Origin of the sequence: Pseudomonas sp. MRSN 12121, assembly GCF_000931465.1 — a bacterium.
Lineage (GTDB): Bacteria > Pseudomonadota > Gammaproteobacteria > Pseudomonadales > Pseudomonadaceae > Aquipseudomonas.
Genome location: NZ_CP010892.1, coordinates 2,531,404 through 2,558,109 on the forward strand (window position 1 = coordinate 2,531,404; position 26,706 = coordinate 2,558,109).

General features: G+C 59.5%; 24 protein-coding genes and 1 pseudogene. 8 read left to right on the forward strand and 17 right to left on the reverse strand.

Annotation, left to right across the window (positions count from 1 at the left end):
• Window positions 1–30 precede the first annotated feature (30 nt).
• Window positions 31–2,868 (forward strand): TonB-dependent receptor, encoded by a 2,838-nt coding sequence (locus TO66_RS11685; protein ID WP_044462456.1) that lies wholly within the window; start codon window positions 31–33, stop codon window positions 2,866–2,868.
• Between the two features lie 58 nt (window positions 2,869–2,926).
• On the opposite strand, the gene TO66_RS11690 is transcribed toward TO66_RS11685, so the two are convergent.
• Window positions 2,927–3,526 carry a trans-aconitate 2-methyltransferase gene (locus tag TO66_RS11690; protein WP_052506110.1) on the reverse strand — a complete coding sequence of 200 codons (600 nt, stop codon included), beginning with the start codon at window positions 3,524–3,526 and terminating at the stop codon, window positions 2,927–2,929.
• A 167-nt stretch (window positions 3,527–3,693) separates the two neighbouring features.
• Window positions 3,694–4,617 carry a LysR family transcriptional regulator gene (locus tag TO66_RS11695; protein ID WP_044462457.1) on the reverse strand — a complete coding sequence of 308 codons (924 nt, stop codon included), beginning with the start codon at window positions 4,615–4,617 and terminating at the stop codon, window positions 3,694–3,696.
• 158 nt (window positions 4,618–4,775) lie between these two features.
• Here TO66_RS11695 and TO66_RS11700 point away from each other — a divergent pair, with 158 nt between their 5' ends.
• Window positions 4,776–5,981, forward strand: a complete 1,206-nt coding sequence (locus TO66_RS11700) for an MFS transporter (RefSeq protein WP_044462458.1) — start codon at window positions 4,776–4,778, stop codon at window positions 5,979–5,981.
• A 160-nt stretch (window positions 5,982–6,141) separates the two neighbouring features.
• Here the strand turns inward: TO66_RS11700 and TO66_RS32535 are convergent, their stop codons facing one another.
• From TO66_RS32535 to TO66_RS11725, 8 genes and pseudogenes are all read right to left on the reverse strand, one after another.
• Entirely contained in the window at window positions 6,142–6,402 is a 261-nt protein-coding gene (locus TO66_RS32535) for a metallothionein family protein (protein WP_082061073.1), read from the reverse strand.
• Window positions 6,403–6,872: 470 nt separating this feature from the next.
• Window positions 6,873–7,049 (reverse strand): general stress protein, encoded by a 177-nt coding sequence (locus TO66_RS11705; protein WP_044462459.1) that lies wholly within the window; start codon window positions 7,047–7,049, stop codon window positions 6,873–6,875.
• A 384-nt stretch (window positions 7,050–7,433) separates the two neighbouring features.
• Complete coding sequence (locus tag TO66_RS33295) at window positions 7,434–7,613, reverse strand: hypothetical protein (protein WP_148558668.1); 180 nt, start codon at window positions 7,611–7,613, stop codon at window positions 7,434–7,436.
• 28 nt (window positions 7,614–7,641) lie between these two features.
• Window positions 7,642–8,322, reverse strand: a complete 681-nt coding sequence (locus tag TO66_RS11710) for a polysaccharide lyase family 7 protein (RefSeq protein WP_044462460.1) — start codon at window positions 8,320–8,322, stop codon at window positions 7,642–7,644.
• Between the two features lie 111 nt (window positions 8,323–8,433).
• Window positions 8,434–8,736: a hypothetical protein gene (locus TO66_RS11715; RefSeq protein WP_044462461.1), complete on the reverse strand. Its 303-nt coding sequence runs from the start codon at window positions 8,734–8,736 to the stop codon at window positions 8,434–8,436.
• Between the two features lie 236 nt (window positions 8,737–8,972).
• Window positions 8,973–9,071: pseudogene (locus tag TO66_RS34275) on the reverse strand (hypothetical protein); the annotation flags it as partial.
• A gap of 1 nt (window position 9,072) precedes the next feature.
• Complete coding sequence (locus TO66_RS11720; protein WP_044462462.1) at window positions 9,073–10,233, reverse strand: S9 family peptidase; 1,161 nt, start codon at window positions 10,231–10,233, stop codon at window positions 9,073–9,075.
• Window positions 10,234–10,293: 60 nt separating this feature from the next.
• A complete protein-coding gene (locus TO66_RS11725) occupies window positions 10,294–11,013 on the reverse strand; it encodes a VOC family protein (RefSeq protein ID WP_044462463.1) in 720 nt (239 codons plus the stop codon).
• Between the two features lie 245 nt (window positions 11,014–11,258).
• On the opposite strand from TO66_RS11725, the gene leuC reads away from it, so the two are divergent.
• Both leuC and leuD read left to right on the forward strand, forming a co-directional pair.
• Window positions 11,259–12,665, forward strand: coding sequence for a 3-isopropylmalate dehydratase large subunit (leuC, locus tag TO66_RS11730; RefSeq protein ID WP_044462464.1), 1,407 nt, complete (start codon window positions 11,259–11,261; stop codon window positions 12,663–12,665).
• A 2-nt stretch (window positions 12,666–12,667) separates the two neighbouring features.
• A complete protein-coding gene (gene leuD / locus TO66_RS11735; RefSeq protein WP_044462465.1) occupies window positions 12,668–13,309 on the forward strand; it encodes a 3-isopropylmalate dehydratase small subunit in 642 nt (213 codons plus the stop codon).
• A 49-nt stretch (window positions 13,310–13,358) separates the two neighbouring features.
• Here leuD and TO66_RS11740 read toward each other — a convergent pair whose 3' ends face one another.
• Genes TO66_RS11740 through TO66_RS11750 form a run of 3 tightly spaced genes read right to left on the reverse strand, consistent with a single transcriptional unit; the run spans window position 13,359 to window position 16,422 of the window.
• Window positions 13,359–14,291: a LysR substrate-binding domain-containing protein gene (locus TO66_RS11740; RefSeq protein WP_044462466.1), complete on the reverse strand. Its 933-nt coding sequence runs from the start codon at window positions 14,289–14,291 to the stop codon at window positions 13,359–13,361.
• 47 nt (window positions 14,292–14,338) lie between these two features.
• A complete protein-coding gene (locus TO66_RS11745; protein ID WP_044462467.1) occupies window positions 14,339–15,916 on the reverse strand; it encodes a GMC family oxidoreductase in 1,578 nt (525 codons plus the stop codon).
• A gap of 35 nt (window positions 15,917–15,951) precedes the next feature.
• Window positions 15,952–16,422 (reverse strand): nuclear transport factor 2 family protein, encoded by a 471-nt coding sequence (locus TO66_RS11750; protein WP_044462468.1) that lies wholly within the window; start codon window positions 16,420–16,422, stop codon window positions 15,952–15,954.
• Window positions 16,423–16,549: 127 nt separating this feature from the next.
• Between TO66_RS11750 and TO66_RS11755 the strand changes: the two genes are divergently transcribed.
• The gene (locus TO66_RS11755) at window positions 16,550–17,494 is read left to right on the forward strand and encodes a LysR family transcriptional regulator (protein ID WP_082061074.1); all 945 of its coding nucleotides are present in this window, start codon (window positions 16,550–16,552) and stop codon (window positions 17,492–17,494) included.
• 71 nt (window positions 17,495–17,565) lie between these two features.
• Here the strand turns inward: TO66_RS11755 and TO66_RS11760 are convergent, their stop codons facing one another.
• Window positions 17,566–19,152 (reverse strand): GMC family oxidoreductase, encoded by a 1,587-nt coding sequence (locus TO66_RS11760; protein ID WP_044462470.1) that lies wholly within the window; start codon window positions 19,150–19,152, stop codon window positions 17,566–17,568.
• Between the two features lie 263 nt (window positions 19,153–19,415).
• Between TO66_RS11760 and TO66_RS11765 the strand changes: the two genes are divergently transcribed.
• A complete protein-coding gene (locus TO66_RS11765) occupies window positions 19,416–20,255 on the forward strand; it encodes an AraC family transcriptional regulator (protein WP_171820060.1) in 840 nt (279 codons plus the stop codon).
• Between the two features lie 100 nt (window positions 20,256–20,355).
• Here the strand turns inward: TO66_RS11765 and TO66_RS11770 are convergent, their stop codons facing one another.
• Window positions 20,356–22,080, reverse strand: coding sequence for a calcium-binding protein (locus TO66_RS11770; protein WP_044462472.1), 1,725 nt, complete (start codon window positions 22,078–22,080; stop codon window positions 20,356–20,358).
• A gap of 147 nt (window positions 22,081–22,227) precedes the next feature.
• Complete coding sequence (locus TO66_RS11775) at window positions 22,228–22,545, reverse strand: DUF2388 domain-containing protein (protein ID WP_044462473.1); 318 nt, start codon at window positions 22,543–22,545, stop codon at window positions 22,228–22,230.
• Window positions 22,546–22,796: 251 nt separating this feature from the next.
• Between TO66_RS11775 and TO66_RS33300 the strand changes: the two genes are divergently transcribed.
• Complete coding sequence (locus TO66_RS33300; RefSeq protein ID WP_148558666.1) at window positions 22,797–23,204, forward strand: hypothetical protein; 408 nt, start codon at window positions 22,797–22,799, stop codon at window positions 23,202–23,204.
• A gap of 160 nt (window positions 23,205–23,364) precedes the next feature.
• Here the strand turns inward: TO66_RS33300 and TO66_RS11780 are convergent, their stop codons facing one another.
• Window positions 23,365–25,569, reverse strand: a complete 2,205-nt coding sequence (locus TO66_RS11780; RefSeq protein WP_044462474.1) for an OsmC domain/YcaO domain-containing protein — start codon at window positions 25,567–25,569, stop codon at window positions 23,365–23,367.
• Between TO66_RS11780 and TO66_RS11785 the strand changes: the two genes are divergently transcribed.
• Window positions 25,553–26,635, forward strand: coding sequence for an EcsC family protein (locus TO66_RS11785; protein WP_256243350.1), 1,083 nt, complete (start codon window positions 25,553–25,555; stop codon window positions 26,633–26,635). The genes TO66_RS11780 and TO66_RS11785 overlap by 17 nt on opposite strands.
• Window positions 26,636–26,706: the final 71 nt, after the last annotated feature.

Here is a 26,706-nt window from a genome sequence, read left to right on the forward strand (position 1 = left end):
CAGGTGGGTGCCAACCCCTAGGAGCCTTGCATGACTTTCCCTGCCCGTGCCTTGCGCACCCGCACTTTTGCCCTGCTGTTACTGAGCCTGCCGCCCTTGGGCGGTGAGGTGGTTTTCGCCGCCGGCGAGCGCCAGCACTACAACATCGAGGCCGGTCCGCTGGACCAGGTGCTGTCGCGGTTCGGCGCCCAGGCCGGGATCAGCATGGCCGGCAGCGCGTTGCTCACCGCCGGCAGGAGCAGCCAGGGTTTGCAGGGCGATTTCAATACCGAGGCCGGGCTGATCCAGCTGTTGGCGGGCACCGGCCTGAGCTATCAGCGCCAGGCGGACGGCAGCTATGCCTTGCGCATGCAGCAGGAGGCGGTGTCGCTGCCGACCCAGCAGGTCAAGGGCGAAAACCCCGAGCTGGAAGAGGTCTACTCGGCGCCGCGCTCCTCGGTGTACATCTCCGGGGAAGAGATGCAGCGCTTCGGCGTGGTTTCGGTGGGCGATGTGCTCAAGGGCCAGCCCGGGGTGCAGGTCGGTGACAGCCGCAACGGCGGCGGCCTGGATGTGAACATCCGCGGTATCCAGGGCCAGAGCCGGGTGGCGGTGACGGTGGACGGTTCGCAGCAGGCGCTGGATGTCTATCGCGGCTACGCCGGCACCCAGCAACGCAGCTACATCGACCCGGACCTGATCAGCGACATCGCCATTGACAAGGGCCCGAGCCTGACCTCCAGTGCCATCGGCGGCACGGTGAAGATGCGCACCCTGGGCGTCGACGACATCCTCAAGGACGGCCAGGACGTCGGCCTGCGCCTCAAGGGCGACCTGTGGAACAACGGCGTCGCGCCGGCCTCGCGCGACGGGCACTCGAAAACCCAGGAGCTGTACGCCGAACCGCACCAGAGTCGCGGCGGCCTGTTCGGTTCGGACGCGGAGGCGGGCAGCGCCGCGTTCGCCTATCGCCATGAGCTGTTCGACGTGGTGGCGGCCTATGCCCACCGCAACCAGGGCAACTACTTCGCCGGCAAGAAGGGCCAGGACCGCTATCGCACCTACGACCGCTACGGCGAGGAGGAGTCGACCGTGGCCAGCACCTACAACGCTGGCGAGGAGGTGCTGAACTCGTCGGCCAGGACCGAATCGGTGCTGCTCAAGACCACGATCCGCCCGGCGGACGACCATAGCTTCGAACTCGGCTACCGGCGTTACGACGGGCGCATCGGCGAGATCATGCCGTCGGATATTTTCCGTTTTGGCACCGGCGGCATCTATCAGTACCCGCTGGGCCATACCAGGATCGACAGCTACACCGCGCACTACCACTACCTGCCGGCGGACAACCCGCTGCTCGACCTGACCGCCAGCCTGTGGCTGACCGATGCCCAGACCAGCCAGCTGACCTCGGTGGCGGCGCCGGCTTCCCAGGCCTATCGCTCGGACCGCAACTGGAGCCGCCAGGCGGACCGGCGGATCGGCGGCGACCTGGCCAACACCTCGCACCTGCACAGCGCCTATGGCGATTTCAAGCTGGACCTGGGGAGCTCGTTCCAGGTCGAGGACCTGCGCCCGCAGAAAAATGTGGTCACCACCCAGCACGACATCAATGCCAACCGCATGCTGCGCGAAGGCTCGCGGCAGGAGTTCAGCCTCAACGGCAAGCTGGAGTACAAGCCCGTGCAGAGCCTGGCCCTGTGGGGCGGCGGGCGTTACACCTACTATCGCAGCCAGGACCACGTCGCCTCCGCCACCGCCCGCCGGGAGGAGCGCGACCTGCGCTATGTGAGCGTCTCGGGCCCGGGCCGCTACGGCAACATGCTGTGGTTCCCCAATCGGGACGGGCAGTACACCGACGCCACCGATCCACGCCTGAACAACGGCATTGTCTTCAACAACACCAACTATCCGTTCGAGGGCACTCGCTACAACGACTTCGGCGCGAGCGAGTCGACGGTCTATCCGTCCGAGGTCGGCGAGGTGGTCACCGGCTATGACTATGGCGGCAAGCAGCGCAACAGTGGTGGCGCCTTCGCCCCGGCCTTCGGCATCAACCTTGAGGTGGCGCCGGACACCTTCGTCTATGCCTCCTACACCGAGGGCCTGCGCATGCCTTCGCTGTTCGAAACCAGCCAGGGCGTGTTGCAGACCCTGCCCGGCAAAGGCCTGAAACCCGAGCGCTCGCACAGCTGGGAGATCGGCGCCAGCACCCTGCAAAAAGGCCTGTTGCTGGACAACGACACGGCGGCGATCAAGCTGGCCTACTTCAACAACACCATCAAAAACTACATCACCCGCTACTACGACCCGAGCCCGGGCCTGATGGGCCTGATGCGCTTCAGCAACACCGACAGCTACCAGACCCGCGGCCTGGAGTTGCAGGCGCACTACGACGCCGGGCGGGCGTTCGCCGACCTGTCGTCCACCTACTACCTGAAGACCGAAACCTGCGACTCGGCCTTCGCCGCGACCCTGCGCGCCAGCAGCAACCGCTACCGTGACCTGAGCAACACCCCAGACTGCACCCCGGGCAGTTTCATGGGCTCCTACACCAACACCCAGAACCCGCCGAAGCTGGCGGCGAACCTGACCACGGGCCTGCGTTTCTTCGACCAGAGCCTGACCCTCGGCACGCGCGTGACCTACACCTCCGGGCCCACCGTGACCGCCGATGAGAACTGGCAGACCGGCGCCACCACGCCGCAGTTGAATTACCGCGAAGTGGCGCTGTTCGACCTGTTCCTCAACTACAAATGGCAGGACCACACCCAGCTCAACGTGTCGCTGCAGAACCTGACCGACCGCTATTACCTGGACCCGCTGGCGCAGAGCTTCATGCCGGCCCCGGGGCGTACGCTGCGGGTGGGGATGATGACGAAGTTCTGAAGGGAAAGGGGCGGTCAGTGAGCGGTTGTGCCCGTGCTCGCCCGTTACCTGGGACCGCTCACAGTAGAGAAAAAGGTTTACGGACGATCAGATCAAACCGGTGCCAGTTGAGTGGGCCGGCATGTGTTGTCACCGACGACTCCGTCTCGCGCAGCAGCACGATTTCCATGCCGCCACACAGGCTGCGTATTGCCGGCTCGGTGTGAAAGGTCAAGTGCGCCAACGTCGACCAACCGTGGCGTACACCGAAGAAATGCCCGGCGAACACACCTCCCGGGGTCAATGCATTCAGCACCTGACTCCAGAGGTGCTGGAAGCGATCAGGGTGGCAAAAGGGCAGGGCCAACCCGGCATGAATCAGGCTTGCGCCAGGCAGGTCGCGCATCGATTCAAAATCCGCCAACCAGGTTGTCAGCCCGCCGGCATGTTCGCCTGAACAATTCTCCGTGGTGCGCGCGATGGCTTCAGGCTCACGGTCGATTGCCAAGACTTGCCAGCCTGCCTGCACAAGCTGACGGGTCTCGTTTCCTGCTCCGCAACCCAGGTCCACGGCCTGGCGCACGCCTGCCTGGTTGTCGACTAGCTCAAGGGCCCGGGAGAGCAGGGCGGATGCACCTCGTTTCTCGGTTTTCCGGTAAAAAGCGTTCCAGCTGGCCACGGCAGGCCCCCTTCATTCATCCATGTCATGTGTCGCGATGCAGTAGGGCCCGCGAAGAAGGGCGGATGATAGCCCAATGAACTCGCGCGAAGTGGTTCAGCAAAAGCTGAGCGACCGCTTTGACCCCGGCTTACCGGCGCTGCGCTTCAGGCTCATACCGGGAACGCTCAGCGGTCCTGCTCATCGAACCGCATCAGGCCGCTGACCAGCGCCTCCAGCAGGACCCTGATCTTGGGCAGCGCTTCCCGGCTTTTAACCCAGGCCAGATGGATCGGCATGCCCGCGGTGGCCCGCTGCGGCAGCACCTCCAGCAATGTCCCTTCGTCCAGCTGGCGCTGGATCAGCCACGACGGCAACTGGGCGATGCCGCATCCGGCGACAGCCGCGGTCACAATGCCTTCGCCACTGCCCACCACGAGCTGTGCGGCGATTTGCCGGCGCGTCGTTGTGCCCAGGTCGTCGGCAAGGCTCCAGGGGTGGATCCTGCCGTCCACCCAGCCATAGGCGATGCAATGGTGTTGCTCCAGGTCCTGCTCGTCCAGGGGAATGCCTTGCCGAGCCAGATAGTCAGGGGAGGCGCAAAAGACATGGCGCTCTCGGGCCAGGCAGCGATGCCCCAGGGTATCGGGCCAGGCATCCGCGTCGCCGATGCGGATGGCCACGTCCACGCCGGCCTTGAATGGGTCGACGTAGCCCTCGGAGAAGGAAAGGTGCGGGGTCAGCGACGGATGCTCCTGCACCAGCCGCAGGATGATCGGCAGCACCTGGATCCGACCAAAAGCCCCGGGCAGGTCGATGCGCACGCTGCCCCGCGGCTCGCTGGCTTCTGCCTTGAGGGCAAGCTCGGCTTGTTCCAGGTCGGCCAGCACGCCGGTACAGGTGCGGTAGAACGCCGTCCCCGCGTCCGTCAGCGATACACGCCGGGTTGTCCGCAGGAACAGTCGAGTACCCAGCCGGCCTTCCAGGCGAGCGATGCTTTTGCTGATGGCCGAGCCGGTCAGGTGCAGTTTCTCTGCGGCAGCCTTGAAGCTGCCGGACTCCGCGACGCAGACAAACACATCGATGCCTTTCAGGCGTTCGGAAGAAAACATAGGCGTCCTTTATTAATGAATCTGGCTCCCTGCATCGGGTAAAAAACGTCATCAATGAGAACCGGATTCAGCAGTATGCTTGATCCGCCCGCGCTGGCGAGCGCTTTGCACAGCGCGCGACTCACAAAAAAATAATCTGGCATAACGATGAGGCAAGGATGCTGGCCACCCTAAGAAGCTACCCGACGACGGTAAACCTGCTGCTCTCAGCGTCCCTGATCCTGACCCTCGCCCGGGCGATCACCTTGCCGTACCTGGTCATTTATCTGTCCGGCAACTTCCACTTGAGCATCGCCGATATCGGCCTGGTCATTGGCAGCACGCTGATAATCGGCTCGCTATTGAGCCTGTATGGCGGCTTCCTGGTGGACCGAATGTCCAACTATCGGTTGATCCTGGTCTGCACGGGGGTGTTTGTCGTGGCTTTTCTCGGCACCTTCGCTACCCGCGATCTCTGGCTGTTCTACCTGTGCCTGGTGGCGATCAACCTGGCCTACGCGGTGATCGATATCGCCGTGAAGTCGGGCTTTGGCAGCCTGCTGCCCGTGGCCGGGCGGAGCGAAGTGTTTTCCATCAAGTACACCCTGACCAATATCGGCTATGCCGTCGGCCCTTTTCTCGGCGCGGGCGTGGCCAGGCTGGATATCAGCCTGCCGTTCCTGTTGTCCGCCGGGCTGGGGGCAGGGTTCTTCCTGATCTACTTCATGTGGGGTGACCGAGGCTTGACTGGCGTCGGGGCCAACCGGCAGCCGGCCCCCTTCATGGCGGTGGGCAGGCTGTTGCTGCGGGATCGCCGGCTGGTGTGCTTTACCCTGGGTGGGTTGCTCAGTGCCGTGGTCTTCGGTCAATTCAGCGCCTATCTTTCGCAGTACCTGGTGGTGACCACGACTCCGGAAACCACCTACCGGGTTATCAGCGCCATAGTGGCGACCAACGCCCTGACGGTGATCAGCCTGCAATACCTCATCGGCCGCAGGATTACCCAGGCGCACTTGAAGCTGTGGCTCGCGGCCGGGCTGGCGATGTTTGTCCTCGGCCTGACCGGTTTTGCCCTGGCGACCAGCCTGGTGTTCTGGGTCATCGCCATGGTGGTTTTTACCGTTGGCGAGATTATCGTATTTCCCGCCGAATACATGTTCATCGACCATATCGCCCCCAGCCACCTGCGGGGCATGTACTACGGCGCGCAAAATCTCAACAACCTCGGGGCGGCCCTGGGGCCGGTACTCTGCGGGGCGGTCTTGGCGACGCAGCCTGCCGATTACATCTTCTACATGCTGATGCTGTTCATCGTCGCGGGCGGGGGGCTGTACTTCCTGGGGGCTTCCCTCCCAGGGAATATTCAGGTGGAGGAGGGGGATTGAGCTTATCGCTGGCGCTCAGTGGGCTCGGGCCAGCAGCTCGCTGCTCCACTGACCTTGCCGGGCGCTATCCCGTAGTCGCTTCTCGAGCGGGCCCGGGGCGGGCGACGTGGTGCAGGAATAGGGCCGCGCTCGCGGTCGGAGCGCGGCCCGCCCGTGAGGCTCAAGGCGAGATGGGATCGCTGGCGGGGAAGGTTTCCTCGACCGCCGCGTCCAGCCTGGAATCGCTGATGGTGCGCTCTTGCAGTTTCACGCCTTGCCCGCACCGGCAATCGTTGGCGGGGCAGGGCTGGCCCTGTGGGTGCAGGTCCGCGCACGCCTGGCTGCAATAGGTCTTGCCATCGCGTTGGTAAGCCGGGTCGGGCGGGCAGGGGCAGGAGCAATCGGGACAGGCGCAGTGTGGCTCAGAGAGGGGGGTGGACATGGTGCCTCCAGGGATTCGGTAGCAACGGTGGAGAACAGGGGGTTATTGGTTTTGAGGCAGCAGTCGCGACGGAGGTCTTTTTTACTGCGATTGCACTGACCAATGGTCGGGCTCGTGATCCGCCGCCAGGGGCGGTTATCTGCGCGCCGCGAATGATTGAATCCGGGGCAGAAAGAGCAAGTTCATTGAACGAGAACTGGCCAGGAAAGTTGGGTTGTTTGGATGGCGTTATAATGCTCGTTGATTAGCGGTGTTTACGCCTGGGGGGCCAGCGTCGGTAAAGATTGAGATAAGGGTTGTTCAATCTATTCGATGGGGGCATGGCGTTATATCGCGAATTAGCTGTTTCAGCTTTTGTATCGACAGTGGATGTTCGTTAGTTGCCGGCCGGCGGTCATGATCCCGCTTGAGTGGCGCTTGCGGTGCCAGGCTCGAAAAGGGGCAGCGGTGCTGCCCCCGATAGCCATCATTTACGATTGGCGACCGCCGCCATGGCTGTGCTGGCCGCCTTTGCGGCCGGCTTCCGAGGCTTTCTCACGGTCATTGGCGAAGTTGCCGCCCGATGCCTGGCCCCCTTTTTTTCCTGCTTCCGAGGCCTTTTCACGGTCGTTGGCAAAGTTTCCAGGGTTTTTATTGCCTGTAGTCATGATGATTCTCCGGTATGTGGATTAACGCTTCGCTAGTTGCCCCTTTACGTTGCGGGCATTTACTCCGATAACGTCGAAACGGCGAATGTTTGGTCGATTTTATAAATAGCCGATGAGCGGTCGATATTGCCTGGGGGTGGGTTGAAAGACCGCCGGATATAATATTTTTTCGCGCGGTGGAACAGCTTGATATCCCAGAGATAATTAATATCCGGCGCTTCGCTTAGTTGCCTTCTGTCGGTTGGCTTATTTGTGTGTTGAACGGGCGAGTCGACCTTTTCGGGCGGTTATCGCTGACTGGGAATACCGATTCCCGTGGCGCCGAACGACCCTGCCGATGGCGTGGACGGCCACTGGCCGGTCGACCCGGCGCCGCGTAGCTCCTCAGGGTTTTTTCTGCCGTTCGCGATCGGCCGGTCCCGGCTGCACGCGTGGCCCCTGTTGTTCCGGCGAGGTTTCGCGACTCACCCGTTGATCGTCCGTCAGGCCGTCCCCGCGGTCCTCGGTGTGCACGGGAGGCGTGGGCCGGCTTGCGGTGTCCTGGCTGTTGCGTGTGGGGTTCATGGGTTCACCTGTGAGGGGTCGAGGGCCTTCATCCAGCGCCGTGGATGAGTGCCAGGTCGTGTATCAGGCACACCGATCCGTCGGTGGCCGCGGTGGTGGCGCTGTAGTCGATCTGGTTGTATACGCCGCCGTGGAAGTTGAGCAGTTGACTGGCCCAGCTGCTGTCCAGTTGCGCCGCCGCCGTGACGAGGTTCATTCCATTGCCGACGACGCTCAACACCACCTGGCCGGCCGAGCTCAGGCTGATTTCCACAGTGAATGGCTGGTCGAGGCCGATGTTGCTGGCAATGGTGCTGGTGAGCGGTTCCGCTTGATTGAAGGTGGCGCGAACCCCCCAGGTGATCCGGGCCTTGTTCCAGAAGACCTTGATGGCCGGGCTGTCGTCGTTCTTCACATGCAGTTGGGCGATGACGACTTTCTGCGCCGAATTGACCTGGGTCAGCGTCATGCGCTGGCGATTGACATGCTGTGCGGCGCTATCCAGGCGCCAGTACAGCGCTTCCTTCCATTCGCAACGGGTGCGGTGCGTGCTTTTGCTCGAGGCCCCCAAAGTCGGCGCGCTGAAGCGGACCGAGCCGTCCGGCTGGCGACTGATGACTTGCGGGAGCCGCGCCAGTGCTTCGTTGCCCGGCAGTTCGAGGGCGACCGGGTTATCGGGGGAGGTGGCGACGGGCGTGGTGATGATCAACGGGCTGAGATCGACAGGCATGAGCGTTCTCCTTGCAGTTGGCGACGAGGTACACCCGCACCTCATCTGTATGGCGGGTGACGCCCAGGGAGACCGGGGGTTCCAGCGACATGCCCAATGGTGCGCCAGGCGTCATGACGCCGGGTGAGGCGGCTCCGGCGCGATCTCCAGTTGCAGCTCGCCGCAGGCCAGGCGCCGGGTCCGTTGCACCCGGCCGCGGTGCGAGCGGCCTCGCCAGTCGAAGGCCACGGCGTGGGCCTGTTGCAGAGTCGCCGGCCACGGCGGCAACACCTGCAGGCACAGGAGCGCTGTGTCGGCGTGAAGGGGCAGGCAGGACTGCCGGACCGTGCATTCGGCGCTTAACGCGTTGACACCGAACAGGGTGTCCTGGAGATAGTCCAGGGTTATCCGCTGGGTCGCTTCTGGCGGGGGCATGGCGGGGCTCCTGACAGCGGCTGCACGCGAGCGGGATCTTTCCTGACGACGCTCCGGGCAGGGCGCATAGGGCTGGGTGCATAGGGCAGCGCGTTGCCAGCGGCGGGCGCTGGACAACGGGCGAGGGTAATCAGGCACATGCCCGGATGACCCTCGGGAGGGGCGTGTCGTTCAAGTATTTCGCCAGGCCAGGACCGTGGAGCGCTTGCGGTCCCGGGTCCTGGCTTCTTGGCGGCTCAGCGCGAGAGAGCCGCTGCCCTGGCGCGTGCCGCGTGCAGTTTCTTGTAGCTGTCGATCAGGCGCAGGTGGCGATCGAGCCCTTCGAGCTGCTGAGACCTACAGCTCGCCGATCCAGGCTTTGATCTTCTGGATAGTCTCTGCCATGAGGGTTTGTTGCCCGTAGTAGTAATGGTTGGCGCCCTGCGAGACATACAGTTCTCTTTTTTTCACGTTACTCAGCCCGTCATAAATCATTTGCGTATGGTTGGGAGTGCAACCGTCATCGGCGGAGTGCTTGATGACCAGCGTCGGAATGCTGATCCGTTGGGCGCATGCAGGCCCATGGGCCCGACTATGGACAAAGGACCATTGGCTCAGCCAGCTCCTGAGGCTTGAATAGCGTGCCAGCCCAGCCGGGATCATGTTCACCGCCGCCGGGCTTCCCATGTAGCAATGATTGGCCTGCCGGTCGCTCGGATAAATGTTGGGATCAAGCCAGTAAGGCGCGGCCATCGTGCCGTGAACGACAAAGGCACGCTCCTTGTCGGGGCCCGGGTTGGCGCGAAGCTGTTCGAGCTTCTCCAGTACCCAGGCATCGATTCGTGCCAGGCGCGTTTGCTGTGCTAGACGGTAGCGCTCCAGGTAATGGGACGGATAAGGGGGCTGGTAGGGGTTTTGGGGGGCGTACAGATTGAGTTCCGGATCACGTTGTGTAGGGTCGTTTTCGTCCAGGATCGAGGGGTCGATCCACTCGAGCAGGAGTTGTGCGCGACTTGCGTGAGCGGCTATCTGGATCATTGCGTCAGCTGGAATGAGCCCGGCATTGACGATATCCACGGGGTCACCCGCCGGCGTGGTGGTGATACTGGGGTGCTCCGCTTGAGACTGGTAGAGCAATGACAAGGAGCCCCCGCCGGACCAGCCACACAATACAACCCGTTCAAAACCGAGCACATGCTTTGCGTAGCGGACATATTGTCCGAGGTCCAGCAGCACCTTTTCCATGATCAGCCCGCTGTCGTTGCGTTCATACCGACTGGCGCAACAGAGCACGGGGATGCCCGCTGTCGCCAGGGCAATGGGGAAGGGCAAATGATGCAAGACGCTGGACGGGTGCATGAACAGGGCGATAGTACGAGTGTCGCCACCGATGGGTCTCAGGAAGCGCCCTTCACACGTGATCTCATTGGCTTTGCCGCCATAGGTTTCCTTGAATGGCGAGACTTCGGTATATATCAGGTCAATTGGCAGTTGTTCTATCTGATAAGTCTTTTGCACAACTGTATCTCCAGGCCCGCGTTAATACGGGCTATTGAAGTTAAAGGACGGAATACAGGTTCAATGCGACCTGTTTTTGATGTTGTTAAGTGGCGGCTCGCATTCACTCATGGTGCGGCTCAGCTCTTCGTCGTCCATGCCCATAATTTCACGGTATTGGTCTTCTGGAAGTTTAAGCCTAGGGTGCGCCATGTCATCGACTGGGGGTTGTTTGACGCGGCCATGTGCGCCGGCGTAATGGGCCGGTGATATGTAGCGGGCCAGTTGTTCCGAACTGATGCCGGCCAACTCGGAAACTTCCAGGTCAATCCATGTGTGTGGGTCCAGGGGCATGGTGGTGGTTGAAATCTCGAGGTTGAGCCCCTCGGGCCCGGCAAAGTAGATCGAGGAACAGAATCCGTGATGGAGGGGGCCGTAGACATGCACGCCGTGGGTCCGGATCCGGTCGCGCATGGCGAGCAGTTCGTCCAGGGTATCCACGTTCAAGGCCAGGTGGTGCATGGTGCCTACGGCAGAGGGGTGCATGCTGCTATTGGCATGGGTAACGCCGTCTATGGGGTCGATGGTGAGCCCGACATACTCGACGAAGGACACCCACGCGGTTTCATTAAGCCGCAGAAAACTGTGGAATACCCGAGTGTCGCCGTGGTTGTGCATCCAGTACAGCGCCTCCAGTTCGCAACCAAGCACTTCAACGAAAAACTTGATTTGAGCATGGGTCGAGCTGGTAGTGATTGCCAGATGATGGAGCCCGTTGGGTTTTACATTTTTTATATTCATGGAGCCTCCGTTATCTCATGACAGGTGGCCAACAAGGCCTCTTTGCTTCGAGTCGTCGATGTTTCGTATCGACTTTCATCGATAGTAATGAGTTCTGATCATTCGATAAGGCTGAATATCACGACAGTCTGTCTTGTTTGAGAGGCTGAGCGAAGTTAGTCGAAGTGTTATTTATAGGCTTGTTGTGACGGGCTATGCACAGGTATCCCGACTCGATGGAGCGGCAATAGAAAGAGGCGCGCTTAATGTCTGGACCCAAGACGTTGTTTGACAAGCTCTGGCAATCACACACCATTGCCACTACCGAGAACGGCAGCACACTTCTATATGTGGATGCGCACTTGCTCAATGAAGTGACCAGCCCTCAGGCTTTTTCCAGTCTGCGCGCTGCCGGACGCAAACCATGGCGCTCGGGGTCGGTGCTGGCGACGGCCGACCACAACATTCCGACCCGGGACCGCGAACTGGGAATGCATGACGCGCTGGCGCAGAGGCAACTGCAGGCGCTCTATCAAAACTGCGACGATTACTCCATCGCCCTCTATCGCCTGGATGACTGGCGCCAGGGCATCTTGCATGTGGTTGCGCCAGAGCAGGGGGAAACCTTGCCCGGGACCACTATTGTCTGTGGTGATTCTCACACCTCCACGCATGGCGCCTTTGCGGCCATCGCGTTTGGTATTGGCACATCGGACATCGAACACGCGCTGGCGACGCAGACGCTGGTGGTCAACCGACCCAGGACAATGCAGGTCGAGATTACCGGGACACTGCCCCCGGGCGTGGTCGCCAAGGATGTGGCCTTGGCCTTTATCAGCACCTTCGGCGCCGACTGTGCGACCGGTCATGCCGTCGAATTCATCGGCGATACAGTGAGCGCAATGAGCATGGAGAGCCGCATGACCTTGTGCAATATGTCGATCGAGGCCGGTGCGCGTTGTGGGTTGATCGCGGTCGACCAGACGACCCTGGACTATCTGGAGGGGCGTGCGAAAAGTCCCAAAGGCAGGCAGTGGGAAGCAGCGGTGACACACTGGCGCACGTTACGCACTGACCCCGGGGCAGCCTTTGACCGGGTGCTTCGACTGGACGTTTCCAACCTGCATTCCTATGTAACCTGGGGGACATCCCCACACATGGCGGTGACTGTTAACGAGCGTGTGCCCGACCCCCGGGATGAGCCGGATGCCGTCCGGCGGGCCGCAGCCCAACAAGCCCTCGAATACATGGGGCTGGTTCCTGGTATGCCCATGGACGAAATTGTCCTGGACAAGATCTTTATCGGCTCCTGCACCAATGCGCGTATTGAGGACCTGCGTATTGCGGCCAGTATCCTTCAGGGTCGGAAAATCGCCGGCACTATCCGTCAGGCGCTGGTGGTGCCAGGTTCCGGGCTGGTCAAGCGGCAGGCCGAGGCGGAAGGGTTACGGCAGATTTTTTGCGAGGCGGGGTTCGAGTGGCGTGAACCGGGTTGTTCGATGTGCCTGGGGATGAACAACGATAGCCTGGGGGAGGGGGAGCGCTGTGCTTCGACCTCCAACCGCAATTTCGAGGGGCGCCAGGGGCGAGGCGGTCGAAGCCATCTGGTCAGCCCGGCGATGGCGGCGGCCGCTGCCGTCGCAGGACATTTCATCGATCCTGAGGCACTTTAGACATGCAGCCGTTCATCTCAGTGTTTTCCCATGTGGTGGCGCTCGATCGACGGGATGTCGACACCGATGCCATCTTGCCCAAGCAGTACATGGCCATGGTCAGTCGCCAAGGATTTGGCCGATATCTTTTCGATAACTGGCGCTACTTGAAAGAAGGCAAGCCCGGTGACGATCCTGCGGACCGCGAACCGAACCCGGCATTTGTACTCAATACGCCTGCCGCACAGGGAGCCAGGATCTTGTTGTGCCGCGCTAACTTCGGTTGTGGTTCGAGCCGTGAACACGCCGTCTGGGCGCTTGCGGACTGGGGAATCCGAGCCCTGGTGGCGCCGAGTTTTGCCGAGATTTTCTACAACAACTGCTGCAAGAACGGTGTCTTGCCTATTGTGCTGGGGGGCGAGGTGATCGACGCGTTGTTTGCGAAGACGCAAATGGCTCCTGTCAGCCTGTCGATCGACCTGCCGTCCCAGACGCTCACCGAAGCAGACGGTTCGGAACATTGCTTCACAATCAGTCCGACACAAAAACAGTTGTTGCTTTGCGGCCTTGACGAGGTGGCGCATACGCTGGCGAATTATCGTGAGCAGATCATGGGGTTCGAGCGGGAGCGGTTTGCCCGCGAACCCTGGCTGGTACGCCGCTGAGGTATCGAGCCTGACGCTGCGCTGGAGCAGCGCCAGGTTCTGCCGGTGCCTAGCTGTTCGATGCAATGCCCATTTGCTGTATGTTTTCGCAGAGATAGTCGATCAGGGCCCTGACCGACGGCAGCATGCCCCGACGCGTCGGAAATACCAGGTGGAGCACCAGTTCCGGGGGGGACCAACCGGGCAGTACCACGTTCAGATGGCCCTGCGTCAGTGCGGGCAGGAGTAACACGTCCGGCAACATGGCTACACCCAGACCTTGCACCGCCGCCTGGAGAAGGGTCTGGTGATCGCTGCACATCAGGATTGGCTGATGCCGGACAATCACATGCTCCTGCTCAGTGTTGATCAACTCCCATTCCTGTATTTCGTCCCTGGACTCGGCGCCCAGGGTCGCAGCCAGGTGCAGGTCATCCGGATGCGACAGTGGTGGCAGGTGCTTTAAGTAATCCGGGCTGGCGACGAGGAAACGCCGGCTGATGCCCAGCGGCTTGGTGACCAGTTCACTGTCCATCTGGTCGGGCTGGCGCAACCGTATGGCGATGTCGATGGATTCGTTCAGCAGATCCACTGGGCGATCCGTTGCCATCATCTGCACCCGCACCTGAGGATAGGCCTGCATGAATTGTGGCAAGCAAGGAGCGATATAGGTCTGTGTGGCCAGGATAGGACAGCTGATACGCACCAGGCCGCTGGGGCTGGCACTGGCCAGGTCGATGACGTTCTGTGCCGCCAGCGCTTCGGTAATCGACGCTTGGCAATGGACCAGAAAGCGTGTGCCGACTTCCGTCAGCGAGACGTGGCGTGTCGTTCGCTGGAACAGGCGTACGCCCAGGCGTTGTTCCAGGATCGCCACGCGGGCACTAAGCCGCGACTTGGGGATACCCAGGGCACGTTCCGCCGCCGAGAACCCTCCGTGTTCGGCCACCACGGAAAAAAGATAGAGGTCGTTGAGGTCTTGCAGTACCGCTTGTCCTGACATTCCGGGATCCGGTCATGGGGGGATAGAGATGTTCCTGGCTGTGCCGTTCAATCCTTTGGCACAGGCATGCGTGGGGGGGCTCCGAGTCCGAGTATGGTCATGGCGATCTTTTCGGCCATGGCGATGATGGTCGGATTGGGATTGATGAGGGGAACGCTTGGCAGAATCGAGGCATCCACCACGCGCAAGCCATCGACGCCATAGACTCGTCCTTGTGGGTCGGTGACCGCCCGGGGATCGTCTTCTAGGCCCATCATGGCGGTCGATGTCGGATGTTGGTAGGTGCTGATGTTGCGCAAGAGATCATCTCGCAATTGGGCGTCGGTCTTGATCGCGGCACCAGGTGCCAGCTCGGTCGCCAGGTATTGGGCGAATGGCTGGGTGGCTGCCAGTTCGCGGGCCAGATGGACCCCTTCGAGCATGCGCCGCATGTCTTGCTTGTGCTGCAGCAAGCCCAGCCTGATGCTCGGCGCAGCGCTCGGGTCTGTGCTGGAAAGACGTAGCTGGCCACGTGAGCGGACGCTTAACAGGGCCACCGAAAGCGTCATTCCTGCCCCTGTAGGGCTTTTCGGGATCAGGAATTGTTCCGGGAGAATAGCCAGGTCCAGCTCGCCGGGTTCGGACTGTGAGCTTCGTGTCCACAGTTGCGCGCCCGCAAAAGGCCTCTCGCGGTCATCGAGTGCTCCAGCTGGTGCGGCGTAACCCATGAAATAGAACGGATGTTCCTGAAGATTCTTGCCGGTTGGCGTGTCCACCAGAGGGGTGATCCCCACCCGCGACAGATCCTGGACGGGGCCGATACCGGAGCGCATCAGGATTGCTGGAGAACCGTAGGCGCCAGCGCACAGAATGATTTCATGGCCCTGAAAACGCTTGCCATCTGCGGAGACGACAGCCTTGGCGCGCCGGTTGGAGAACTCGATGCGGTCGATGACAACGCCTGTGCGAATTGTCAGATTCTCCCGCTGGCGCACCTGTTGATTCAGGTAGGTCATGCCGGTGTTTACCCGGACCCCATTGATGATATTCATCGATAGCGTGCCGACGCCTTCATTGCGATCACTATTGAAGTCTGCGACCTCCTTGTGGCCTTTGCTGATCGCTGTCTCAATAAAGGCGTCTTGTTGTCGCAGAATGTAGTCGCGAGACATCCGATGAATCGGAAATTCCCCGGTACGGCCGTGCCAGTAGTCCGCACCATAGGAGCTGCGCTCCATCAGCTTGAAGAAGGGCAGCATCTCGTCAAATGACCAGCCTTCCAGTCCTTCCTTTGCCCATTGATCGAACGTCCATCTGGGCGCCCGGATAGCCACTGCGGCATTCACTGCGGAACACCCCCCCAGGACCTTTCCGCGGGGCAGGGCTATCGCCGGCGTGCTGCCCTCGGGATCGCTGTAATAACCCCAGTCGTACTGTGGAGCACCCGGGGCGGCGATTCTGTTGGCGTCTGCCAACACTGGCGGATAGGCCTCGGCGTCTGGCGCGCTGCCGGCTTCGAGCAGTAATACACGCTTGTCACCACTTTCGCTCAGTCGTCTAGCCAGTACCGCACCTGCCGAGCCACCACCAACGATGAGGTAGTCATGAATATCTTGGGCTGCAGAGGTTCTGGACGCTGCTTGCATGATGGATGTTCCGAGTAGAAAGGGTAAACGGGTGCTCACCAGACGACCGCATCTGCCGGGTCGGTGGATTTCTGTGACGGAATGCCATAGGCATAGACCGTGATTTTCCACTGCCCGGCGGCGTTCTTCTTGAGCACCCACAGCTCACGAAAATGCGGGTGGTGCAGGTTGCCGTTGGCAATCTCCAGTACCGAGCCCCGGGTTTCATGGGATCTGACGAACCCCATGCCTTCACTCACCTGGGCGTCCACGACATGAATGACGTTGTCATCGTTGAAACGAATCATTTCGAACAGCGCGGCATAAACCTTGCGGATCGCCTCGAGGCCGGTCACCGGTTGCTGTTGTTCCGGCACCAGCACGGCATCGTCGGCAAAGAACGCCATGACGTTGCCCAGATTGCCGCTCTTGAGCGCGCGGTTGTATTGCCCAACGGTTTGAATGATTTCCTCGGCAGCCGGTGAGCATGGGTGCTGCTGAAATTCACTGGATTTGATGAAGTCCATCCGGTTTTCCTTTTAGGTTTTTGAAGTTGTCGTTCCATTCTTGAGCACGTACTTTATCTCGCGACTTCGGTTGTGAAGCGCCAGGCCAATGATGGTGTGGCGTTTGGATCTAGGGTAGGTAGCAAGCATGAGAAACATTGTTGCGTCTTCGATGCAGCTGAGCCGCGAAGTGGGCGATCTGGAGGATCTGTTTTACTTCACGTGCGTGGCGGAATTCGGCAGTTTCTCGGCCGCCAGTCGTGAGTTGGGCGTATCCAAGTCCCTGCTTTCCAGACACGTGGATGCGCTGGAGAAAAAGCTGGATGTGCGCTTGCTGGAGCGCTCCACCCGCAAGTTGTCGCTGACAAACTCCGGGCAACTGCTCTTGCCCCATTGTCAGGCGATCCTGCAGGAACTGGACGCGGCACGAGATACGATGGCCCAGGTCCGCTCCAGCCCTCATGGGCTGATTCGCGTCGGCTGCCCGGTCAGCGTTTCCCTGCATTTGTTGAGGTCCCGGCTGGCGCTTTTCCTGCAGCGCTTTCCAGAGGTCAGGGTCGAGATGATCGTGACCAATCGAGCGATCGATTTGTATGAGGAAGGGGTGGATCTAGCGCTGCGTGTGCGTTCGGACATGGACGAGCCGGGCGGCGTGATAGTCAAGCCGTTGGCTAACATGACGCGTATGTTGGTGGCTTCCCGGGCTTTTCTGGAAAAATTCCCTATCGAGGCTCCTGAGGACCTGTCGAATATGGCTACCCTGGATATCAGCTCGAAGATAGGGCGGTACAACTGGCTATTGCAGGCGGCGGATGGCACCGAGAAAACCATTGAGCATCAGCCACGCCTGGTCAGCGATGACCTGGATATGCTGCATGAAACTGCACTGCGGGGAGTGGGAGTTACCCTGCTACCGACGTTCATGTGCAGAGACGACCTGAAGGAGGGACGGCTGGTGTCAGTGCTGCCTGACTGGCAACCCAAAGCGGGGACTTATTACGCGGTCGTCCTGTCCCGCAAAGGAATGCGCCCGGCGATCCGGGCGTTTCTGGACTTCCTGGACGAGACTCAGCGCCAGATCGTCGAGGCGTAGCGCCCCCCATGGGCAGATGCCCGCCCGAGCGAGGGGCGGACAACGTTCAGAAGGCGCTGTATTGAAAGGGCTCAGGCTGCGGATGGGCCGGCTTGCTTGATCCGGTCGGCGATGTATTCGGCGGCCATGATTACCGTTGGATTGGTGGCGACCGAGGGCACGTCAGGGAAAATCGACGCATCAGCGACTCGTAGCCCCGACAGGCCATACACTCGACCTTGTTCATCAAGCACTGCCAGCGGATCGCCCAACGGCCCCATGGGAGCGCTGGATGTAACGTGCAACGTGGAGTCGACCTGTTTGACGATGGCTTCCCTCAGGCTCTTGAGGTCTGTTGGAACTTCGCTGCCATCGGAGAAATGGATGGAGACGGCCTGGCTTCTCAATGGTTCATGCGCAGCGATCCGCCGCATCATGGCCACTGCCTCGATCAGGATCTGAATATCGGACTCCACCGACAGCAGATTCAGGCTGACACGTGGCAATGCGCGCGGATCGGCAGACTCCAGTTCCAGTTTGCCTCGGGAGCGTGGCCGGCAGGCGCAGGCGATGATGCCAAAGGCCTTGCCGGTGGGGGATTGCGCAAGATTGGCGAAGTGATTGAACCCCAAATAGATATCGAGCTGGTCCGCAGCTGCCAGGGAGGATTGTTCCCAAAGCTTTCCTCCCAGCGCTGGCAGGATCGCCCCGTCTCCCTCAATGAACACCTGCAGATAAACGTTTGGCTGATCCATCAAGGCTTGGCCGACCGGCAGATCGGCCACAAGGTGGATGGAGTGGGCAGCCAGATGCTCCTTGGGGCCTACGCCCGAGCGAAGCAATATTGCGCCGCTGCCGATGGCGCCGGCGCTCAGCACCACCTGTCGCGCGGTCAACTCACGACCGTCGGCCAACTGCACGCCGCGCACGTGGTGGCCGTTGAACAGCACCTTATCGACTTCGGTGTCGGCCAGAATGTCCAGGTTTTCCCGTTGACGTACATCGTCTGTCAGATAGGCAATCGCCGTATTGACTCGGATTTCCCGATCGTTTCTATCCAATGCCGGATTGCCGGGATCGTCCTGCACATTCAATGGATAGATGCCGATGCCCTTGGGGAACGGCTTGTTAAGATCATCGTTAGAGAGAAAACCTGCCTGCAATGCGGCATCGATAAATGCCTGCGCGGTCTTGCTCAATTCGTCTTTTCTACGCAGGTGAACGGGTATGGGGCCGCGACGCCCGTGCCACTCGTCGTTACCGTAATCAGCTTTTTCCGACTTCTTGAAATAGGGCAGCACCTGCTCATACGCCCAGTCCCGCAAGCCAGCCGCGGCCCACCTATCGAAGTCCGAACGTGGTGCGCGAACAAAAGCCGCAGCATTGATGGCCGAGCCTCCTCCCAGAATCTTTGCCCTCAGACCACCGCTGGCCTTTGAAGAACCGATTTCCTGCGTGTGCGCCCAGGTCGTGCTCGCATCACCGCCTACACGGCGGCCCAGAGCGATCTGCGGAGGAAAGGTCGATTTAGTGTAGGAAGCACCCGCTTCGATCAGCAGCACGCATTGATTGCGGTTTTCACTGAGCCGGCTGGCCATTACTGCACCGGCCGAACCACCTCCCACGATAATGATGTCGTAGTCGCGAGTAGCGATTTTGCTGTTTTTTGCAAAGGTCATAGAAGCAAGGCTCTTCTCAGGCAAATTTAATGGGGCCGATGGGCTGGCAACCGGAATGACGTGTTCGGTCCAAGCCGCGATGGCATGCGAGTAAGTTCATCTGGTGATGGAAGTTAGAGCGGCATTGATGGCGAGAGAAGGGCGATGAGTGGGAAGCACTGTTGCAGAAAAGCACTAATTTGAATCGTGGTATGGGCTTGTAATTGCTTTGACTGATTTTGTTATGATGTAACGAAATGGGGCGGTATCAGGGTTTATTGAAGATGACTGATGACTTTGCACTGGGTGGAATTTCCTATAACCCGGAAGCGGTGTTGAAGTCCTCGTCCAAGGGATGGGGATATGGTCGGATTGATCATGTGCATGCAGAAAGCGAGCACACCGTCGAGGTGAAAAGAGAGCAGCCCACCTTGATTCTGTTTGACGCCGGGGCGGCTACCGATGGCATGTCCTGGCTGGATGGCAAGAGGTCGACAGGCCCACGGTGTCTGGACAGGAAAATTGATCTGATTCCTGCTCACAGCGAGTTTTCAGGAAACTTTCATGGCCGGGGCAAAATCGCCTATACCGCGATCACAATAGATGAACGACTGGCTGCTTTTTTACCGAGTGGGGATAAGGGCCTGGTGCTATCTCCTTTGTTTACCCTTAATGAACCCAGGATTAGATGGCTGAGCGAACGGTTTGTGAGTGTGGATGACCCGCTCCATCGTGAGTCAATTGCCATTTTGTTGTTGGTCGAGATGTCTAAGGTCGAAGTAAGGGAGTATCGCTCGGCCCTGCCTGCACTCAAGCTCAGGTATTTGAAAGAATATGTACTGGAGAACTTACATCGTCCGATGGATTTGGAAGAGTTGGCGGGGTGTGTTGGCTTGAGCCCTTTTTATTTTTCCAGAGAGTTCAAGAAGGCGATTGGCGTTTCTCCGTATCAGTATGTAATAGAATGCAGGCTGCAGCTTGCAAATGGACTTATTGTCGATACGGATCGCTCTATTCTGGATATTGCCCTGGCCTGTGGCTTTAGCTCGGGAAGTCAATTCAGCAAGGTATTCTCGGATAAGTTTGGCATGACCCCGTCAATGGCCAGGAAACAATCAAGGTGAGTGCGGGAGCCCGTGGATTGAACAGGCAGGGAAGGGCAGGTACCCACCTGCAATCATCCGTCCAACGGGATAAAAGCAGGTGGTTCGCTGGCGCTTGCAGTCAGGCAATCGTCACACCGTAGCTGGACAAACTATCCAGGCCCACTCCGACAAGCGTCACCGAGTTCTCACCGAAGTGAAACACGGTGTTGTTGTCTACTTCAGAAGCAAAATCTCGATAGTCCGGGTTGTCGGCTGCTGCGCCAACCCCGATGAACTTCAAATTGTCCGAAGCATGAAAACCGAACACCTGGTCCTGGCCAAAATTGCCATGAAACAAGAAGGTGTTATTGCCGCCGCCTTGTGAGTTCAGGGTGTCGTTGCCGTTGCCGCCGACAAAGGTGACATTGGCCTTGTCACTGCTGAGTACGTCATTGCCGTTCTTGCCGAATAGCCAGTCGCCGTCGATCGTTGCGGCCAGCTGATTTTCCTGGGCGTTGCCATTGACCGAGTGTTGGTAGGCAGTCATCTCGTTACCGGTACGTAACCCGTCGACCGTCACGTCGTGACTCACGGTCTTGTTGAAAAAAATCCACGTGGTCTCTTGACTGGTCAGGGTGTCGATATCGCTGAGCACGCTGATGCCTCCAAGACCGTCACGTACATAAAGGGTATTGGGCCCGTCGTTCAAATCATCCTTGGCGCTGTCGTAGGCGAGCTGGAACTGGCTGAGGGAGCCTCGCAGGTCCAGCGTGTTGCTGCCCTGCCCACCGAGGACCATGTTGTAGCCGCCTCCGGTCTGGAACACATCGTTCCCCCCGCCACCTTCAAGGTAGTCGTTGCCTGCGCCGCCCCGCAGCAGGTCATTGTTTTCCGTACCGAGGACGAATGTCGGTCCGCTATGGGTTGAACCGTAGCGCCCAAGGTTTTCGACCCAGGTTGTACTTCCTGCCTCGGGTGATAGGTTTGAAACGACAATGGTCGAGTCCTCATGCGTCAGCTCATAGAATTCAGAGTCTGCGATCCGTTTCAAATAGGCGGCAATTTCCGCAGGCTCATGGACCAGCCAGGAAAGCGGATTGAATACCGAGTGGGGAAGGAGATTTTGCCAGAAACTGGCGTAGTGGCTGTTGAAGCTGATGATGTTGTCGGTTGTTAGCTCAACCGGGGAATCATGAGCGCCCAAACTCCCCCAGGTCAGCTGACCGTTTTCCATTAGGCGGAAGACCGGATCGTTTTCAGCTCCAAGGTTCAGGACTTTCTGGCTCGTACTCAGGCTTGGGGAAACCACGGCCACATAACTGGAGTCCTTGTAGAAACCGTCCCAGCGGTCTTCGCTTAGATCGGCCATGCTATTGACGGCCATTCCCCCAAGGCTTGCCCCGCCGATAACAATGTCTTGCCCTGCCAAACCGTGCTGCGAGGCATAGCTGGCAACGGAAGAAAGCAGGTTGCCGAATGCCAGGTAAGGATACTCGGTACCAAATCCTTGGGGATCGAATGCCGCCTGGAAGTTGTTTTTGAAGTCATGCAGGTAGTCCTGGATACCTGCCTCTGGAGGCCCCCCTGTGCCACGGAATCCAATGGCGATCTTGACCAGATTGCCGGCCTGGTCATATTGCCCCAGAACTTCTGCCTGGGCTGTTGCAACCGATGACTGTTCGCCGTAATAAGTACCGCGCTTATCTGTTATACCTTTGTAATCCAGGGTTTCTGCCGAAAGCTGTTTCCAGCCGGCAGTCGGTGTATCTATCAGATATTGCGTATAAGTTATGATGTCGTAAACATCATTGAACAGTTTCCGGTTTGCTTCGGCGCTCAAGCCTTTGTAATCAAATATAGCCATGGTTTACCTCGTTTTTGTTTTTGTGAGTATCCATCTGCAGCGTTCATGCATGGGCTGGCGGCTTGAAACAAGGGTGCTTATAAACGCGATGTATTTCCAAGTGGCGCGCCCAGTGCATTTTTGCGTGGTCCAGGCCAGACGCCTGCATCAGCTATCGGAGTGTGTTGCCAGCAGTGCGCTAGCCAACGCCATATCGCTGATTTTTAGATCCGGTTGAGAGGCTCGGATCTTCTGTATGGCGGCCTCAAGGTAAGGACCACGTATGGCGCCGTCGCTGGCGACAAAGCTGCTGGCATCATCTTGAATGGCCATGATTATTTTTTTGTCTGTCGAAGAAGTCAGATAGGTTGAACCGGTTGTCGCTCCGGACGAGAGGGCCTTGCTCCATAAGTCATTGATGGCCATCGCCGGGGTGGCGGACAGGGTAAGTAATGCAAGTAATGCAGTAGTCGTTGCAATGCGCACTATAAGGCTCCAGTCTGAATATTTTTTATAACAGGTACTCCTCTTGCAAAATGACGGATTTCTGGTGGCCAGAAGTCTTGCAGGAAAGAGTTGTTAGCTATATTTGGCGGAGTTGGTAGTTGCCTGTCTATATTTAAGTTGCCTGGTTTTGTTGTTTCTTGCTATTCGTTGTTAGTAGCTTTTTGGGAGTATTTACATTGCCGGTGACATTGAGTAGGTTTGATTCTCACTTTAAAGGCAGGGCTCTTTGCATGAGTAATAAGGCAGTGTTTGTTTTTGCATTTTCTGTGCTCGGTTTGACGGGCTGCAAGACACTTGAAAATGCTAGCACCTTGACGGCGTTTTCATCCAATCCAGTTGTGACTGCTTCATCTAAAGCGGGTGCGACAAAACAGTCGGTTCTCGCAGCAGGTGTAAAACCCACACGAGAACAGCCAACTAAGAATATTAAAGGTACTTGCCTCGATTTTTCTTTAGATAAAAACGGGCGCAGTGCCGATTATTATGTGGCTGTGAACAGTGAGGAGCGAGTCGTTGCGTTCGGCTTCGCCACCTGCGCCGAGGCGGAAAGCAGGAACATAATCGACAACAGTAAGCCGCCCGAGATGAAAAGCAAAAGCAACAAGGAGCTGCTGAGGACGATCCTGGAGTCGGATTGAGGCTGCCTTGCCCAGCCGGATGATCTGAAAAAGCGCTGGCAAGGATGCCGTTTATCAACGCGTTTTTGCTCGATAGGCCGAGGCCTGCCACTCCTCGAGCCTGAAGGCCTGCCGGACCTTATCTGTCCGTGCGATCGCAGGCCCCAGGCTTGTCGACGGCTCAGTGCGAGAGGGCTGCTGCCCTGGCGCGCGCCGCGTGCAGTTTCTTGTAGCTGTCGATCAGGCGCAGGTGGCGATCGAGCCCTTCCAACTGCATGTTGGTCGGGGTCAGGCCGTAAAAACGCACGCTGCCTTGCACCGAGCCGATCACCGCGTCCATCCGCTCGTTGCCGAACATGCGACGGAAGTTGGCTTCGTAGTCCGCCAGGTCGAGGTCTTCGTCGAGCTCCATCTCCAGCACCGCATTCATCGCCTGGTAGAACAGGCCACGCTCGACGGTGTTGTCGTTGTACTGCAGGAACATCTCCACGCATTCCTTGGCTTCTTCATATTGCTGCAAGGCCAGGAAGATCAGCAGTTTCAACTCCAGGATGGTCAGTTGGCCCCAGGCGGTGTTGTCGTCGAACTCGATACCGATCAGGGTGGTGATATCGGTGTAGTCGTCGAGCTCGCTGTCTATCAGGCGCTCGAGCAGCGCCTGCAACTCATCCTCGTCGAGGCGGTGCAGGTTGAGGATGTCTTCGCGGAAGAACAGCGCCTTGTTGGTGTTGTCCCAGATCAGGTCGTCCACCGGGTAGATTTCCGAATAGTCCGGCACCAGGATGCGGCAGGCGGTGGCGCCCAGGTGTTCGTACACCGCCATGTAGGCTTCCTTGCTCATGCCTTCGAGAATGCCGAACAAGGTCGCGGCTTCCTGGGCATTAGAGTCTGAGCCCTGGCCGGAGAAGTCCCACTCGACGAATTCGTAATCCGACTGGGCGCTGAAGAAGCGCCACGACACCACGCCGCTGGAGTCGATGAAGTGTTCGACGAAGTTGTTCGGCTCGGTGACCGCCTGGCCTTCGAACGTCGGCTGCGGCAAGTCGTTCAAGCCCTCGAAACTGCGGCCCTGCAGCAGTTCGGTAAGGCTGCGCTCCAGCGCCACTTCGAAGCTCGGGTGGGCGCCGAACGAGGCGAACACGCCGCCGGTGCGCGGGTTCATCAGGGTCACGCACATCACCGGGAATTCGCCGCCCAGGGATGCGTCCTTGACCAGCACCGGGAAGCCTTGCTCCTCCAGGCCCTGGATGCCGGCCAGGATGCCAGGGTATTTGGCCAGCACTTCCTGGGGCACGTCCGGCAGGGCGAATTCGCCTTCGATGATTTCGCGTTTGACGGCGCGCTCGAAGATCTCCGACAGGCACTGCACCTGGGCTTCGGCCAGGGTGTTGCCGGCGCTCATGCCGTTGCTGAGGTAGAGGTTCTCGATCAGGTTGGAAGGGAAGTACACCACCTCGCCATCCGACTGGCGCACGAACGGCAGCGAAACAATGCCGCGCTCCGCGTTGCCGGAATTGGTGTCGATCAGGTGCGAGCCGCGCAGTTCGCCATCGCGGTTGTAGATCTTCAGGCAGTAGGGGTCGAGGATTTCGCTGGGCAGTTCATCCTTGGGGCCCGGCTTGAACCAGCGCTCGTCCGGGTAGTGGACGAACTCGGCGTTGGCGATCTCTTCGCCCCAGAACTGATCGTTGTAGAAGAAGTTGCAGTTCAGGCGCTCGATGAACTCGCCCAGGGCCGACGCCAGCGCGCCTTCCTTGGTCGCGCCCTTGCCGTTGGTGAAGCACATCGGCGACTGCGCATCGCGAATGTGCAGCGACCAGACGTTGGGCACGATATTGCGCCAGGAAGCGATCTCGATCTTCATCCCCAGGTCCGCGAGGATCGCCGACATGTTGGCGATGGTCTGCTCCAGCGGCAGGTCCTTGCCGGCGATGCAGGTGCGGGTGCCCGACTCCAGGCCCGGCATCAGCAGGGCCTGGGCATCGGCGTCGAGGTTTTCCACTTCCTCGATCACGAACTCGGGACCGGTCTGCACCACCTTTTTCACCGTGCAGCGGTCGATGGAGCGCAGGATGCCCAGGCGGTCCTTCTCGGAGATGTCCGCCGGCAGCTCGACCTGGATCTTGAAGATCTGGTTGTAGCGGTTTTCCGGGTCGACGATGTTGTTCTGCGACAGGCGAATGTTGTCGGTGGGGATGTCGCGGGTCTGGCAGTACAGCTTGACGAAGTACGCCGCGCACAAGGCCGACGACGCCAGGAAATAGTCGAACGGACCCGGCGCCGAACCATCGCCCTTGTAGCGGATGGGCTGGTCTGCCACCACCGTGAAGTCGTCGAACTTGGCTTCGAGCCGGAGGTTGTCGAGAAAGTTGACCTTGATTTCCATGGGGGATTACCAGCAGTACGAGCAAAAAATTGGCCGGTATTATCCGGCTTTTCAGCGCGAAGTCTTGTGCTTTTCGGCGCGGGCTGCCGGCCGGTCCGGGGCCGGTTCAGTGACAAGCGCAACGCGGGGGTGCTGCCCAGGGCAGTGGTCGGCCAGTAAAGTATCCAGCGTTGTGGAAATTCATTACCTTGCCCGTTATGAGCGGTGCATTTGCCAGGAGAAGGTCGTGAATATCAGAGACAACCCGCAAGACTACAAGGACCTGAAGCACGCCGTGGGTTTGCTGGAGTCGCCCTCCCTGACGGCGAGGCTGTCCGGTTTGCTCGGTTCGCCCATCGAAAGCGCGGTAAAGGCCTTGCCTGATCCGGTCGCGAAGAAGATCAACGGTGCCGTGACCGCGGCGCTGCATTCGTCCGCCGATGCGGCGCTGTGGAGCCTGGAAAACAGTCCGAAAAAACCTGCGTCGACACTGTTGCACAAGATGTATGCCGCGACTTCGGGGGCTGTTGGCGGTGCCTTCGGTTTCGCCGCGCTGTTTGTCGAGCTGCCGGTGTCTACTACCATCATGATGCGCTCCGTGGCCGACGTGGCACGCAGCGAAGGTTTCGACCTGGACGACTTTTCCACCAAGCAGGCCTGTATCGAGGTGTTCGCCATGGGCGGCAACAGCCAGGCCGATGATGCGACGGAGACGGGCTACTACATCACCCGCAGCTTTACCACCCAGACCATGCAGCAGTTGGCCAAGGAGCTGGCCGCCATTGCCGCACGGCAGGGGACCGATGCGGTGAGCAGGTTGACCCCGGGGCAGGCCGGAAAATGGCTGGCTGTGCTGATCGAGAAAGTCGCCACCCGTTTTGGCGTGACCATTTCCAGCAAGTTCGCGGCGCAGGCGGTCCCGGTGATCGGCGCCTTTACCGGCGCGACCATCAATGCGCTGTTCACCGATTTTTATCAGGACATGGCCCGGGGGCATTTCACCGTCAAGCGGCTGGAGGAAAGGTACGGCTACGAACAGATCAAGAGCGAGTATGGGGAGATTGTGAGCAAGAGGTTGGCGGGGTAGGAAGTGGGGCCTCATCCACATGGCCGATCTTCGTCAAATCACAATCGCTGCTGCATACCTTTTCATTCGAC

Excerpts from the sequence above, each read along its gene's own strand:
- TO66_RS11695 (WP_044462457.1), bottom strand. The coding sequence starts at position 4,617 with ATGTTTTCTTCCGAACGCCTGAAAGGCATCGATGTGTTTGTCTGCGTC.
- TO66_RS11755 (WP_082061074.1), top strand. The coding sequence starts at position 16,550 with ATGAGAAACATTGTTGCGTCTTCGATGCAGCTGAGCCGCGAAGTGGGC.
- TO66_RS11750 (WP_044462468.1), bottom strand. The coding sequence starts at position 16,422 with ATGGACTTCATCAAATCCAGTGAATTTCAGCAGCACCCATGCTCACCG.
- TO66_RS11725 (WP_044462463.1), bottom strand. The coding sequence starts at position 11,013 with ATGAATATAAAAAATGTAAAACCCAACGGGCTCCATCATCTGGCAATC.
- TO66_RS11715 (WP_044462461.1), bottom strand. The coding sequence starts at position 8,736 with ATGCCCCCGCCAGAAGCGACCCAGCGGATAACCCTGGACTATCTCCAG.
- TO66_RS11710 (WP_044462460.1), bottom strand. The coding sequence starts at position 8,322 with ATGCCTGTCGATCTCAGCCCGTTGATCATCACCACGCCCGTCGCCACC.
- TO66_RS11705 (WP_044462459.1), bottom strand. The coding sequence starts at position 7,049 with ATGACTACAGGCAATAAAAACCCTGGAAACTTTGCCAACGACCGTGAA.
- TO66_RS11685 (WP_044462456.1), top strand. The coding sequence starts at position 31 with ATGACTTTCCCTGCCCGTGCCTTGCGCACCCGCACTTTTGCCCTGCTG.
- TO66_RS11700 (WP_044462458.1), top strand. The coding sequence starts at position 4,776 with ATGCTGGCCACCCTAAGAAGCTACCCGACGACGGTAAACCTGCTGCTC.
- leuC (WP_044462464.1), top strand. The coding sequence starts at position 11,259 with ATGTCTGGACCCAAGACGTTGTTTGACAAGCTCTGGCAATCACACACC.
- leuD (WP_044462465.1), top strand. The coding sequence starts at position 12,668 with ATGCAGCCGTTCATCTCAGTGTTTTCCCATGTGGTGGCGCTCGATCGA.
- TO66_RS11770 (WP_044462472.1), bottom strand. The coding sequence starts at position 22,080 with ATGGCTATATTTGATTACAAAGGCTTGAGCGCCGAAGCAAACCGGAAA.
- TO66_RS33295 (WP_148558668.1), bottom strand. The coding sequence starts at position 7,613 with ATGAACCCCACACGCAACAGCCAGGACACCGCAAGCCGGCCCACGCCT.
- TO66_RS11745 (WP_044462467.1), bottom strand. The coding sequence starts at position 15,916 with ATGCAAGCAGCGTCCAGAACCTCTGCAGCCCAAGATATTCATGACTAC.
- TO66_RS11740 (WP_044462466.1), bottom strand. The coding sequence starts at position 14,291 with ATGTCAGGACAAGCGGTACTGCAAGACCTCAACGACCTCTATCTTTTT.
- TO66_RS33300 (WP_148558666.1), top strand. The coding sequence starts at position 22,797 with ATGAGTAATAAGGCAGTGTTTGTTTTTGCATTTTCTGTGCTCGGTTTG.
- TO66_RS32535 (WP_082061073.1), bottom strand. The coding sequence starts at position 6,402 with ATGTCCACCCCCCTCTCTGAGCCACACTGCGCCTGTCCCGATTGCTCC.
- TO66_RS11765 (WP_171820060.1), top strand. The coding sequence starts at position 19,416 with ATGACTGATGACTTTGCACTGGGTGGAATTTCCTATAACCCGGAAGCG.
- TO66_RS11760 (WP_044462470.1), bottom strand. The coding sequence starts at position 19,152 with ATGACCTTTGCAAAAAACAGCAAAATCGCTACTCGCGACTACGACATC.
- TO66_RS11780 (WP_044462474.1), bottom strand. The coding sequence starts at position 25,569 with ATGGAAATCAAGGTCAACTTTCTCGACAACCTCCGGCTCGAAGCCAAG.